The 13413-nt window shown below is 54.0% G+C and carries 13 protein-coding genes; 7 read left to right on the forward strand and 6 right to left on the reverse strand.

Annotated elements, in window-relative coordinates:
- Positions 1-7 precede the first annotated feature (7 nt).
- The 5 genes from GX030_00195 to GX030_00215 are packed head-to-tail and all read right to left on the reverse strand — an operon-like array spanning position 8 to position 4373.
- Positions 8-1303 carry an amidohydrolase gene (locus tag GX030_00195; GenBank protein ID NLV90805.1) on the reverse strand — a complete coding sequence of 432 codons (1296 nt, stop codon included), beginning with the start codon at positions 1301-1303 and terminating at the stop codon, positions 8-10.
- On the reverse strand, positions 1296-2372 hold the full coding sequence (gene mtnA / locus GX030_00200; protein ID NLV90806.1) for an S-methyl-5-thioribose-1-phosphate isomerase: 1077 nt from the start codon (positions 2370-2372) through the stop codon (positions 1296-1298). Before mtnA ends, GX030_00195 begins: the two co-directional genes overlap by 8 nt.
- Positions 2372-3121, reverse strand: coding sequence for an S-methyl-5'-thioadenosine phosphorylase (gene mtnP, locus GX030_00205; GenBank protein NLV90807.1), 750 nt, complete (start codon positions 3119-3121; stop codon positions 2372-2374). Before mtnP ends, mtnA begins: the two co-directional genes overlap by 1 nt.
- A gap of 42 nt (positions 3122-3163) precedes the next feature.
- A complete protein-coding gene (locus tag GX030_00210; protein ID NLV90808.1) occupies positions 3164-3850 on the reverse strand; it encodes a metal-dependent hydrolase in 687 nt (228 codons plus the stop codon).
- 58 nt (positions 3851-3908) lie between these two features.
- The gene (locus GX030_00215; protein NLV90809.1) at positions 3909-4373 is read right to left on the reverse strand and encodes a tRNA (cytidine(34)-2'-O)-methyltransferase; all 465 of its coding nucleotides are present in this window, start codon (positions 4371-4373) and stop codon (positions 3909-3911) included.
- Positions 4374-4636: 263 nt separating this feature from the next.
- On the opposite strand from GX030_00215, the gene GX030_00220 reads away from it, so the two are divergent.
- The 7 genes from GX030_00220 to GX030_00250 all read left to right on the forward strand — a co-directional run bounded on the left by GX030_00220 (position 4637) and on the right by GX030_00250 (position 12013).
- Positions 4637-5803 carry a DUF1343 domain-containing protein gene (locus GX030_00220; GenBank protein ID NLV90810.1) on the forward strand — a complete coding sequence of 389 codons (1167 nt, stop codon included), beginning with the start codon at positions 4637-4639 and terminating at the stop codon, positions 5801-5803.
- 218 nt (positions 5804-6021) lie between these two features.
- Positions 6022-6168: a hypothetical protein gene (locus GX030_00225; GenBank protein NLV90811.1), complete on the forward strand. Its 147-nt coding sequence runs from the start codon at positions 6022-6024 to the stop codon at positions 6166-6168.
- A 322-nt stretch (positions 6169-6490) separates the two neighbouring features.
- The gene (locus GX030_00230) at positions 6491-8278 is read left to right on the forward strand and encodes an ABC transporter substrate-binding protein (protein ID NLV90812.1); all 1788 of its coding nucleotides are present in this window, start codon (positions 6491-6493) and stop codon (positions 8276-8278) included.
- Between the two features lie 76 nt (positions 8279-8354).
- Positions 8355-9374, forward strand: coding sequence for an ABC transporter permease (locus GX030_00235; GenBank protein NLV90813.1), 1020 nt, complete (start codon positions 8355-8357; stop codon positions 9372-9374).
- A 1-nt stretch (position 9375) separates the two neighbouring features.
- On the forward strand, positions 9376-10212 hold the full coding sequence (locus GX030_00240; GenBank protein ID NLV90814.1) for an ABC transporter permease: 837 nt from the start codon (positions 9376-9378) through the stop codon (positions 10210-10212).
- 5 nt (positions 10213-10217) lie between these two features.
- On the forward strand, positions 10218-11237 hold the full coding sequence (locus GX030_00245) for an ABC transporter ATP-binding protein (protein ID NLV90815.1): 1020 nt from the start codon (positions 10218-10220) through the stop codon (positions 11235-11237).
- Positions 11171-12013 (forward strand): ABC transporter ATP-binding protein, encoded by an 843-nt coding sequence (locus GX030_00250; protein ID NLV90816.1) that lies wholly within the window; start codon positions 11171-11173, stop codon positions 12011-12013. Before GX030_00245 ends, GX030_00250 begins: the two co-directional genes overlap by 67 nt.
- A 50-nt stretch (positions 12014-12063) precedes the next feature.
- On the opposite strand, the gene GX030_00255 is transcribed toward GX030_00250, so the two are convergent.
- Positions 12064-13410, reverse strand: coding sequence for a sulfatase-like hydrolase/transferase (locus GX030_00255; protein ID NLV90817.1), 1347 nt, complete (start codon positions 13408-13410; stop codon positions 12064-12066).
- Positions 13411-13413 lie beyond the last annotated feature (3 nt).

Genomic DNA, 13413 nt, shown 5'->3' on the forward strand with positions numbered 1-13413 from the left:
CTCGGCCTCACCCCTTGGTGAGTCCTAGCTCTTCCGCCCGCCTTTGCAGCCGAGACATGGCCTCTGTTTCGTCAAAGAGAAGCACCTCTCCGTCCTCCAGGACCACCTGGCCGTTCACCATCACCAAAGAGACATCCGCGGCCTTACCGGAGTAGACCAAATTCCCCGTTAAGTCCAATTGGGGAGTCCAATGGGGCTGTTGGATATCCACCAGAATAACGTCGGCCTTGCAGCCAACCTTCAGTTCACCGATATCAGTCAGGCCCAGGGCCCTTGCCGAGTCTACGGTAGCCATTTGCCAAGCGGTTTCCGCGGGCACCAGCAGTGGATCAAGATTTACTCCCTTGTGAATGAGAGCCGCCAGGCGCATTTCCTCCCACATATCCAGGTCGTTGTTACTGGCTGGGCCATCGGTACCGAGCCCGACGGTGATTCCCGCGGCCTGAAGTTGCGGCACCGGGGCGATACCACTGCCAAGTTTCAGGTTGCTGGTGGGGCAATGCACCACCGTAACCTCATATTCCTGCATCAAAGCTATATCCGACGGTGACAGGTGGACACTGTGAATTGCCATCAAGCCACGATCCAGCACTCCCCACTTGTCCAGATACTCCAGGGGAGTGAGCTGGTAATCTCTGGCGATTTCCTCCACCTCTGTTTGGGTTTCCGCGAGATGGGTTTGGATGGGAACTTCCAGGCGCTCACTTAACTTGACCACTTCCCGGAGAAACTCCGGCGGACATGTCACCGGTGAATGGGGTCCCAGCATTACGGTGATTCTGTCGTGACCACCATACTCCGTGACCAGGGCCTCGGCCTCCCGCAGCCCGGCCGTCCCCGTTCCCGATAAACCCTGCAGGCCCCGGCTTAACACCGCGCGAATTCCCGATTCTTCGACGGCCTTGGCCACCCCCTGCATGTGAAAGTACATGTCGGCGAAGGTGGTGGTTCCGCCCCGCAGCATTTCAGCGATGGCCACTAGCGATGCTATGTACACGTCTTCCTCGGTGAGTCTGTCTTCCACCGGCCACATCTTTTCCCGCAGCCACTGCCACAGGGGCAGATCATCGCTGTAGCTGCGCAAAATAGTCATTCCGATGTGGTTGTGGGCATTGACCAACCCAGGAAGGGCCAACCGACCATTGCCGGCGATCACGGTTTCCACCGTCGGTTCCTGGCCAGTAGGATCTTCGCCGGTCGCGGTAATGCCGGTGATCACTCCCCCTTCGACAAGAATATCGACGTGGGAGTCAGCGGCGGCTCCCAACAGCCTCACATCTTTAATCAGGATGGAATTACTCATTAGCTTTCTCCTTCGCTTTGGCAAACAGTGCGGCAATGGATTCACGATAGGGAGCTTTGACTACCCCAAGCTCGGTAATGATCCCGGTGATATACTCCGCGGGAGTCACATCAAAGGCAGGGTTGGCTACCTGGATCCCCTCGGGGGCGATCCGCCGATCGTAAAAATGGGTAATCTCCCGGGGGTCCCTCTCCTCGATGGGAATCTCCTGTCCAGAGTCAATATCCAGATCAATGGTGGACAGCGGCGCCGCGACGTAAAAGGGAATTCCGTGTTCCTTACACAGCACCGCTACGGTATAGGTCCCAATCTTGTTGGCGGTATCACCGTTGGCCGCAATCCGGTCGGCCCCCACCACCGCTGCCTGAATCCGGCCCTGCTGCATCATCCAGCCTGCCATGCTGTCGGTAATCAAAGTGGCAGGAATCTGTTCCTGTACCATCTCCCAGGCCGTCAACCTTGCCCCCTGAAGATAGGGCCGAGTTTCATCGACATAGACATGGATCTTCTTACCCTGCCGATGGGCACTACGGATCACTCCCAGGGCAGTACCGTAATCCACTGTGGCCAGGGCACCAGCGTTACAGTGAGTCAACACTCCATCGCCGTCCTTGATCAGGCTGGCGCCGTTATCGCCAATCCGCCGGCAGGTCTCTTCATCCTCCCGGGCGATGGCATCGGCTTCTGCCGTCAGCCTTTGGACCAGCTCTTCCACCTCGGCTTCGGGGTGGGAGTCAATCACCTGCAGCATTCGCCTCAGGGCCCAAAAGAGATTCACAGCAGTGGGCCTGGTTTCCGCCAGGGTATCGGCTACCTGCTTCATCCCGGTAACAAACTCGTCCCTGGGTCGATCCCTAAATTCAAAGGCTCCCAGGACCATACCATAGGCAGCACTGGCTCCGATGGCCGGCGCTCCCCTGACGATCATCGTCCGAATGGCCTCAGCCACCGACTGATAGTCCCGATACTCATGTTCCAGAATCTCTGTGGGCAGCTTAGTCTGATCTAGGAGCCTGAGACGTTCTCCCGTCCAAGTAATCGGTCTCACCCGATTAGCTGGGTCTCCCATTACTTTTCACCCCCCAGCAGGCGGTCCATAGCCCCCATGAGCAGCGTCTTGAGCTTCTCACTGCTGGCGGCCATCACATCCAGCACCTCGTGGTGATCCAAGGTGCCCCTACCGATTCCCGCTCCGTAGTTAGTTACAATGGCCACCAACGCGTAATTTAGACCAGCCTCCCGGGCTAGGACAACCTCAGGGACGTTGGTCATGCCCACCACGTCTCCGCCGAGCATCCCATAGGCCCGCACCTCCGCGGGGGTTTCAAACCGGGGTCCCTCGGTACAGACATAGGTGCCCGTGGGATGAACCCGAATCCCCTTGTCCTTGGCGGTCTCCAACAATACTTCCCGCAATTTGGGGGAATAGGGCTCAGTGAAATCGGTGTGCACAACCTCTCCATCCTCGCCGTCAAAAAAGGTGAGGGGGCGCTGTCTAGTAAAGTCAATGAACTGATCGATCACCACCAGATCTCCCGGATGCATCGCCTTGTTAAGGGAGCCCACCGCTGCCGTCGCCAACACGTACTCAACGCCGAGATTTTTCAAAGCCATGATATTGGCCCGATAGTTAATCCTATGGGGAGGTACAGTGTGTCCCTGGCCGTGGCGCTGCATAAAGACCACAGGCCGTCCCAAGTACTGTCCCGAAATAACCGCTGTAGAACCGTACTTGGTGTCCACTACCTGATCCTTTAGATCCGTCAACAGGTTGGGATCGTAAACACCGGTACCACCGATAATTGCTAACTCCGCCATTGTCTGCACCTCCTGGTATTACCTTTACTGCTCAATATGTCATTACAAAGTCAGCTTTTCTCCTGGGGCCAGAATTTGACAGGCCAAATTCTCTGCCGCCAGCTTGTCCTTGAATTCCTGGGGATCCTGGGTAATTAAGGGGAAGGTGTTGTAATGCATCGGCACCGTCAACTTGGCCTGCAACAGCTTCGCCGCGTAGACCGCGTCATCGATTCCCATCACGTAGTTATCGCCAATGGGTAGGAAGGCAACATCGATGGGATTGAGTTTTCCGATCAATTCCATGTCCCCAAACAATCCGGTGTCGCCGGCAAAGTAGACCGTCTTACCCTCGGCCCTGTAGAGGAATCCGCAAGGGTTTCCCGTGTAAATCCCTTGACCATCAAGGGTTACCGAAGATCCATGCCAAGCGGGAGTCACCTTCACCCACCCAAAGTCAAATTGATGGGCTCCCCCGATGTGCATTGCGTGAGTCTTGGCGTCTTGCCGAGCAATGTATCCCGCCATCTCTGCCACACCCACCACTAGAGCATCGTTGGCCTTAGCTAAAGCCACCGCATCACCGAGATGATCATGATGTCCATGGGATACCAAAATACCGTCCACTTTGAACTGTGATAAATCCTTCACCGGGCACAGGGCATTGTCGGTGATATAAGGATCACAAATCACCGAATACCCTGCAGCTTCAATCTGTACACAAGCATGACCCCAAAAGGTAATTTCCACACTGGCCACTCCTTTCCACCTATCATTGTTCTACCAGCAACAAACCCAAGAGTTCGGGTTAAGTCAAACCGGGATATTCCAATTGGCGCAGGGCCTCATAGACAACGATGGAAACGGAATTACTCAGGTTCAAGGAACGAGCTTCGGGAAGGTCCCGCATGGGAATGCGGATAGTACTCTCCCAATTGCCCTCAAGGACCTCTTCGGAAAGGCCCCGGGTTTCTGGACCAAAAACCACCACATCGCCATGGCGGTACTTAACTTCCGAATGAGCCCTCTTGCCCTTGGTGGTGGCATAGTAGAAATTGTGTCCCACCAGCTGCTGCCGCACTTCCTCTATACTGTCATGGATCCTCAGATCCAGCAGGTGCCAGTAATCTAGCCCAGCCCGTTTCATCCGTTTGTCATCGAGGAAAAAACCTAAAGGCCTAACTAGATGTAAGCTGCAACCGGTCAAGGCGCAGAGACGTGCCACATTTCCGGTGTTAGGGGGAATTTCAGGATTGACCATTACTACATGCAGAATCGGATCGACTACCTTGGAGTCGGAACTAGGACTTGTCATTTACTAGAATCCACCTTCCACGACAGCATTGCCGAGACATCCTGGGACTTCAGTTCGGTTCCACTGGCTACCAGAGGCCTAGGCGTAGATTAGTTTCCCCGATTCTCCAGGGAAATCCTCTTGTTTGTCCCATACTTTGCCATTTGCCACCACCCTAAAACCAGGAATCACCCCCTTGGTCCAGAAAAGCTGATCCACTACCTGAAAGGGTGTGAATTGAAGTGGCAATTCCCGTTGTAATTGGGATCGATAAACTGGCGGCTGACTATGCCAGCATATTGGAAAACCGCCGGGTGGGACTGATTACTAACCAGGCTGCAGTTAACGCTAAACTGATCAGTACCGTGGATATCCTGTATAATGCCATCGGGACCCAAATGACCACCCTTTTCGCCCCGGAGCATGGAGTTCGGGGGGTACTGCCCGCGGGCGCAGAAGTTGCCGATGAGGTGGACCCCCAGACTATACTACCGGTGTATAGTCTTTACGGCGAAAACAGAGAACCAACGGCCGCGATGCTGCAGAAGGTCGAAGTGCTCATCATCGACCTGCCGGACATTGGCTGCCGGTATTGGACCTATTTGTCCACACTGTTTTACGCCCTGCGGGCCGCTGGGCGCCATCAAATCCCCAGCATCGTTCTGGATCGACCCAATCCCATCACCGGCAGCCACGTTGCCGGGAATATCCTGGAAAAGGAATTTACCTCCTTCGTGGGTATTGCCCAAATACCCATTCGTTTTGGTATGACCATCGGTGAAATGGCCCGGCTGTTCAACGAGGTCTATGACTTGAAGGCCGATCTCACGGTGATTACCATGGACAACTGGCAGCGAACCCTGTGGTACGATGAAACGGGACTTTCCTGGGTGGCTCCCTCTCCCAATATGCCCAGCCTCACCACCCCACTGGTCTACCCTGGAACCTGCCTCATCGAAGGCACCAACCTGTCCGAGGGGCGAGGAACGACCCAACCCTTTGAGTTGGTGGGAGCACCCTGGCTCGATGGTTGGCAGCTGGCCCAACACCTAAATACACAGGAACTGCCGGGGGTGAGATTCCGACCGGCTTCCTTTATCCCCACCTACAGCAAACACAGCAACCAACTATGTCACGGGATTCAGGTTCATGTTATCCATCGGGAAGAGTTTCAACCGGTTCGGACGGGATTGCATATCTTAGCGGCAATAAAGGAAAGGAGTAAGGGACAATTTGCATGGCTTGAGCCCACCTCCGGCACTGACCGCCCCTTCATCGATCTCTTAGCGGGAACCGACACGTTGCGCCGTGACATCGATCGGGAACGACACCCCGACGAGATCTGGGAACAGTGGCAGGAGGAGCTGACCCCCTGGCTGGAGCTGCGACGGAAGTATTTGATCTATTGACGGATATCGGGAAATTTGGGAGAAATCCCCAGGCCCATGGCCGCTGGTCTAGAGCAGCTTTCCTAGCAAACACCCCTTCTGTTGCTATGTTGTGAAAACCCCGTAAATCCTTGGTTAAACCTTCTAGAAACCCGTTTCCTTTCCGGGCAAGGGGGAATAAAATCAATGTAGCCAGTTGATAAAAGCTAATTCCCTGGTAAAACTAGGAGGTATATAAATTGGGTGTATGGACTATTTTGAATCGACACGCGACCACTGACCTGTATTCGAAGAATATTCGGCGGCCTAACAAAGACGATTCCATCGAACAAAGAGTCGAACGGGTCAAGGACTCCATTGCGGAGCGCATGATTGGATACTTCTAATGCTGCAGTCTCAAAATAGTGAATAGGACCGTTCCCCTCTAACCCTGGGGAATGGTCCTTTTTCCTTTCCCGCCTTTGACATCTCCTTGGCCATCCTGCCGACACTTTTTCCCAGCGTTGTCTAAAAACTGCTATGGAAGCCTTGTTACAATCCCATTACACTTAGATCTAGATTAGTTGTTGGTTGATTCTGAAGTGAGCGGAACTATCGGAATTCTTTCTTTCTTAATGGTAACAGATTCAAAGTCAGCATGCAAAACACCGAACCCGCAAAAGATAGTGGTACCAGCTACTCACTATTTGTTGCGAGGAGGCATTTTGCATGAAACGCTCTTGGTTAATTCTCATCGCTGTGCTCATCGTGGCTTTGGGACTGGCCTACTTCACCGGAATGTTCGGTGGCCGGGAAGAGCCCGATGTCACTCCCGATGGTACCCACGAGACCCGTGATCAGGGCCGTGATCGCGGTACAGGACGTCTAGTTCGAGAAGAAACTCTGTACAAGGCCGGTCATCAATGGGGACCGCCTACGAGCTTTAACCCTTTTAGTACCGCCGCTGCTTGGCCAACGGGAAATGAGGAAATCCTCTATGAGACCCTCTTTGGCTACAACTTGGTTTCCGGTAAGATGGAGCCCATTCTCGGCAAGAGCATGGAATGGACCGATGATTCAACATTGACCGTTACCCTCCAACCAAACACCAAATGGCAAGACGGCAAGCCCTTGACGGCCGAGGACGTGGTCTACACCTTCGAACTTGGCAAGAAGTACTCCGTCACCTTCAGTCCTGTTTGGAACTACATGACTGAAGCCAAAGTGGTGGACGATCGGACCATCGAGCTGACCCTCAATCCCGACAATCCCCACAAGGCAATGCTGGAGGAGTATATGGGCACCATTCGGATCGTTCCAAAGCACATCTGGACAGAGGTTGAGGAAAAGGAAGGCGGAATTGTCCGGTTCGCTAACACCGAACCCGTTGGTTCCGGACCCTACAAACTCTCCTCCTACTCACAGCAACAGATTGTGATGGTACGGGACGATGATTACTGGGGCATTCCCATCTACGGAAAGCCGGCTCCCAAGTACGTCGTCCACCCTGTCTTCAAGAGTAACGACGCCGGAAACCTGGCCCTGGAGCGAGGCGAGGTAGACTGGTCGCAAAACTTCATCCCAGAGGTTTGGAAGATGTGGGAAGACAAGAAGCTTCCCATCGGGACTTGGTTTGACGAGGAACCATACCATCTGCCGGGTTCGATTCCAACCCTGTGGATCAATGTGAACAAGTACCCCTTAAGTCTTCCCGAGGTACGTCGGGCCCTGGCCTACTCCATTGACTATGCCCGCATCGCGGAGACCGCGGTCTCCCGTTACTCGACGCCGGCAAAGTCCAGTATCATCATTCCCGAAGGCGTTCCCGAATCCAAGTATTATAGCGAAGAGGACGTCGAGAAATACGGATGGGAGTACAATCCCGACAAAGCTAGGGAGATCTTAGAGCAGGAGCTGGGAGCAACCAAGGGCAGTGACGGGATCTACGTACTTCCCGATGGCACCCGCCTGGGACCCTTTAAGGCTGAATGTCCCTACGGGTGGACGGACTGGATGACCAGTCTCCAAGTTGTCGCCAGCAGTGCCCGGGCCGTTGGTATCGATGTAGTTACTGAGTTTCCGGAGCAACCGGTATGGGTTGACCACCGGGATTCTGGCAACTTCGACTTGCTGATGGACACGCCCGCAGGTGCTCAGTCCCCGGCCCAACCGTGGCTGCGGATTCGGGATAGTCTAGACAACCGAGGGGTTCCTGATGCCGGCAAGGGAACGGCCTACCGCAACTTCGGACGGTACAGCAACCCGAGAATCCATGAATTGCTGGACCAAGTTGTCGTCACCACCGATGAGAATGAGCTGAAGGAAATCTATCGTGAAATCAACCGGATCTATATGCAGGACGTCCCAACGATCCCGCTGCAGTATCGTCCCGTTGAGTTTCACGTCTTTAACGAGAAGTACTGGACTGGATTTCCCACTGCGGACAATCCCGTCGCTCCACCGCTTCACAACTTCGCCGGGGTGAGAGTGTACTTTAACGTGAAGCCGGCGAAGTAGAACTAATGCACATGGAAGCAGCTGGGGAAGCCTGTCTTCCCCAGCAAGCCAAATCCTTTAATATGGGTGTGAGAATATGCTAACAAGTGGATTCAGCAGATATCTTAGCAGGAAGATAGCCTGGTACGGGCTGGCTCTGATCATCGCCATCGCACTCAACTTCTTTCTCACCCGCCTGATTCCCGGCAACCCGGTGCAGTCTATGCTCAGCCAATTGACTCAAGGCGGCGGAGTATCTAGTGAGTCCTTGGAACGATTGTATCAGACTTATATGCGGGAGTTTGGATTGGACAAACCCTTGCATGTACAGTTCTTTGAATACCTTGGCAAGGTGTTTAGGGGAGACTTGGGCACATCTTTCATGCTTTATCCCGGTAAGGTGATGAACCTCATCGGCGAAGCTCTGCCCTGGACATTGGGAATCCAGATTCCCGCTATTTTGGTGGGATGGTTGGTGGGAAATATCCTTGGAGCCCTGGCTTCCTACAAGGGTGGAAAGTTTGACGGAACTATCTTTACAACGGCACTGGTCTTTTCCAACATTCCTTACTACGGTTTTGCTATCTTACTGGTCTATGTCTTTGCCGCCAATCTCGGCTGGTTCCCTTTGTCCGGCGGGTACAGTATGGGAATGTTCCCCGGATGGAATCTCGAGTTCTTTGTCGATGTCCTCCGGCACTGGACGCTACCCTTCCTCTCTATGATTCTGGTAGCCATCGGCGGACAAGCCATTGGAATGCGAGAAATGGCGGTTTACGAACTGACCTCTGATTATGTCAACTATTCTAAAGCACTTGGACTCAGGGACAAGAAGATTGTGAAGTACGTATTCCGCAATGCCATGCTGCCCCAGATTACTGGTCTGGCCTTATCCTTTGGTACTATGGTGGGTGGAGCTTTGGTTACGGAATCGGTCTTCTCCTATCCCGGCATGGGAAGTCTTCTGTTCTCGGCCATTAGGCAAAACGATTATCCGGTAATTCAAGGTGTAACCCTGATCATCACCTTGACGGTGCTGCTGGCTAACTTCCTAGTAGACATCGCTTACGGATTCATCGACCCCCGAGTCCGAGCATCGCAGTTAGGAGAGCGATAACATGGCGGAAATCCTTACCCTATCCTTTAAGTCGAGACGATTCGTTGTCGGTTTCGTGCTCTTTATCCTGGTGCTTGGATTCGCCTTTGTTGGTCCAATGATTCATGATCAGGACCCTACCCAGGCCGTTGGTGGACTTTATAACGCTCCATCGGTCAAGGCCCCCCTGGGAACTGACAACCTGGGACACGACGTTCTCAGTCAGTTGATGCACGGAACCAAAACATCACTTCTGGTCGGACTCATTGCCGGAATCGTCGCCATTGTCATCGGCGTGGCCGTCGGCTCCTTGGCAGGCTATCTTGGGGGAATTGCCGACGAAATCTTGATGGGTCTGACTAACGTCTTTATTACTATTCCCCCAATCGTATTTTTGATTCTGTTGTCGGTCTCGGTGACCAACCGTTCGGCCATTGGAATGGGAGTAATCATCGGGATGACCGGTTGGCCGTGGACAGCACGGGCTGTGCGGGCGCAAGCCTCCAGTCTGCGAACCAGAGGACACGTTGACCTGGCTAGAATCACCGGCATTAGCACGGTGGAGATGGTCATCAAGGAAATTCTCCCCTATATGTTCTCTTATATTTTCATGGCCTTCATTCTGCAGCTGACAGGCGCAATTGCCAACGAAGCTACCTTGAGTATGTTGGGTCTTGGTCCCAGCAACGTGGTCTCCCTAGGTATGATGCTCCACTGGGCATTGCTTTGGGAAGCCGTTCGAGTCGGAGCCTGGTGGGCCTTTGTTCCACCGGTAATCTTCTTGACAGTTATTTCCTTCTCACTAATGCTGATGAACTCCGGCATGGACGAGATCTTCAATCCTAGACTAAGGAAGTAGATAGCATGAAGAATAAATTGCTAACTGCTAGGGATATCAAGGCATACTACCGCCTCGTGGACGGTCAGGAGGTCAAGGCCGTTGACGGAGTATCCCTGGATTTATATGAGGACGAAGTTGTCGGTATCGCCGGAGAGTCTGGATGCGGCAAGAGCAGTTTCGCATCGGTGCTGGGTTTGACCTATAACCCACCCCTGTACGTTAACTCCGGTGAAATGTTGGTCCAAGGTAAAGATATCTTCAAAATGAACAAGGAAGAGCTCCGACGGGACATTCGCGGCCAGTATATCTCCGTGGTGCCCCAAGGAGCGATGAACGCCCTGAATCCAACACAGAAAATCGGCTCCTTCGTGATTGACGTTATTCGGGAACACTATCCCGAAAGGACGCCGGAAGAAGCTTTAAATCTGGCTCGGGAGCGGATGGAGGCCTTGGGGCTTCCCGCCCGGGTGCTGGACAGCTACCCCCACCAACTAAGTGGTGGAATGAAGCAGCGGACTATTATCGTCATCTCTACTTTGCTGAACCCGAAGGTACTCATCGCCGACGAACCAACCTCGGCTTTGGACGTCTCTTCTCAGAAGGTAGTTATTCGACTGATGCTGGAGCTGCTTCGGAAGAAGATCATTCGCAATATCGTATTCATTACCCACGAGCTGCCATTGCTGCGGCACTTCGCCGACAGGGTTGCCATCATGTATGCTGGACAAATGGCTGAGCTGGGGCCAATGGAAGATGTGATCTTCGATCCAATGCACCCCTACACCCAAGCCCTGATGGGCTCGATGCTCACTGCCGAGCCCGGCACTAAGAGCCGAGAAATTACGGGAATTCCCGGTGTTCCACCGGACCTGAAGAATCCGCCTAAGGGCTGTCGATTTGCCGATCGCTGCCCCTATGCAACGGAAAAATGCAGAACTGAACAACCACAACCTAGAAGGGTAGGTGATCGGACAGTATGGTGTCATTGCACGGAGCACATCAACTTGCCACAGACAGCAACAGAAAACAGGAAGTCATCCTAGAGGTCAAGAATTTGACCAAGGTCTTTGGCCTAGGCAAAAACGCTACCAAAGCCGTGAACGATGTCTCCTTCAGCGTTGGCAAAGGGGAAATTGTCTCCCTGTTAGGTGAAAGCGGCAGCGGCAAGACTACCATTGCCCGCATGCTCCTGAAGCTATCTCAACCCACTTCCGGGAGCATCGTCTTCAAGGGCCAAGATATTACCGGGATGAAGAAGTCCCGTCAGACCCGGGAGTACTGGACCCATGTCCAGGCGGTCTTTCAGGATCCCTTTTCATCCTTCAACAGTTTCTATTCTGTGCGCCGGTTCTTGACCAACTCCTTTCGCCTACTGCCCAACAGGCCAAGCCCAGAAGAACAGGAACAGCGGATTCAAGGGGCGATGCGAAACGTTGGCCTGAACGCCAATGAGCTGCTGAGCAAGCGTCCCCATGAACTCAGCGGGGGCCAGAGGCAGAGAATCATGATCGCCCGAATCTTTCTCATTAATCCCGAGGTCCTCATCGCCGATGAGCCCACCTCGATGATTGATGCCTCCAGTCGAGCGGGAATCCTGAAAATTCTCCTGGAGATGCGAGAGAAGTTGGGCATGACCATCATCTTTATTACCCACGACATCGGCCTGGCATACTACACCAGTGATCGACTCCTGGTAATGAGTCAGGGCAAGATCGTGGAGCAAGGCCCGGCAGACCGGATTATTGCTCATCCGCAGCATGATTACACCCAGAGACTCCTCCGGGATGTTCCGGTCCTAGAGAGAAAGTGGGATATTTAAGACTAAAGCCAGCCCCTCCATCCCAGTGGGATAGAGACGCTGGCTTTTTGTTATTGTCTGGCCTCATCAGGGGTGACCCGGCGCTGCCCGCTGGTGCGCAAAGGAGCGGTGAGAATCTCCGCGACTTCTTCCCCTGCTGCAGTCATTCGGCACAGCAGGCGCTGCCTCATAACCTCGGCCACCTCTTGGTGAGACTCCAAGCCGATGAGATTGGTTAATTCATAGGGGTCGGCCTGCAAATCATAGAGATAGGCTTCCTCATAGACCAGGGAAGCAGGGTCATCCCACCCGTTCTTGTCTGGAGCCACTACGCCGTACTTCCACCGGTGGGTTCTCACAGCCCTGCCCACCTGGGATTCGCTAATCTGGACATAGATCTCCTCTGGCCACGGGTCAGCTTCCTTCTTCGCCAAGGGAAGCAGGGAACGGCCATGCATGTGCTCCGGTATCGGGATTCCCGCTGCATCCAGCAGGGTCGCCGGGACATCCACTAGACTCACCAACTCCTGCACCTGTCCACCGCCGTTGAATCCCGGACCCTGGATGGCCAGCGGTATCCGAATGGACGCATCGTGCAGAGAACGCTTGTACTCCCCATTGCGGGTCTTGAAATGGTTGCCGTGGTCAGTGGTGTACACCACAACGGTATTCTCCAATAATCCCAGGCTCTTGAGGGCATCGAGGATACGACCTAGGGCCTCGTCAAGGCGTTTGACCATCCCGTAGTATCCACCAAGGTGTTGCGGGGCACTTCCCCCCAGGGCCTGCAAGTCCGGCGGAGTCCAGCGGCCCTGGTAGCGCTGGGCATAACCCTCGGGAGCCGGGTAATCGTCGCGATGGTTTTGGTGATGGGGCTCTAGGAAGGACAAGAAAAGGAAAAAGGGATCGCCGGTCTTGTGGGCATCGATGTAGCGAATTGCGGCATCGGCGAGGGCATCTACGCGGTATCCGGGAAGCTTGACCAACCGGTTGTCGTTGTCATAGAGGTTGGTGTCGTAGGCATCGGAGGTAAACTCCAGGGTATTGGCTGCCAGCCAGTAATCGTACCCTCCCCGCTCCTCCTTGGGGACGGGATCCCGGGAGGCCAAATGCCATTTTCCAATGTACCCGGTGTGATAACCCGCGGCCTTGAAGTAATGGGCCAAGGTGTTATGGTGAGCGGCTAAGGGAATTGCGTTGCGAAAACAGCCCGTGGCCGTGGCGTACAATCCCGTTTGGAGTGAGGCTCTGGCAGGACCACAGACCGGTTGGCAGGTAAAGGCATGGCAAAAGTGGGTTCCCCGGCGAGCCATGGCATCGAAATTCGGCGTCAAGTCCAAGGGATTGCCGTGAACACCGGTGGTGTCCCAGCGCTGCTGATCGGTGAAAAACACTAGGACATTAGGTCTATCACTCATGTT

Source organism: Bacillota bacterium, assembly GCA_012727955.1.
Classification (GTDB): Bacteria; Bacillota; Limnochordia; order DTU087; family JAAYGB01; genus JAAYGB01.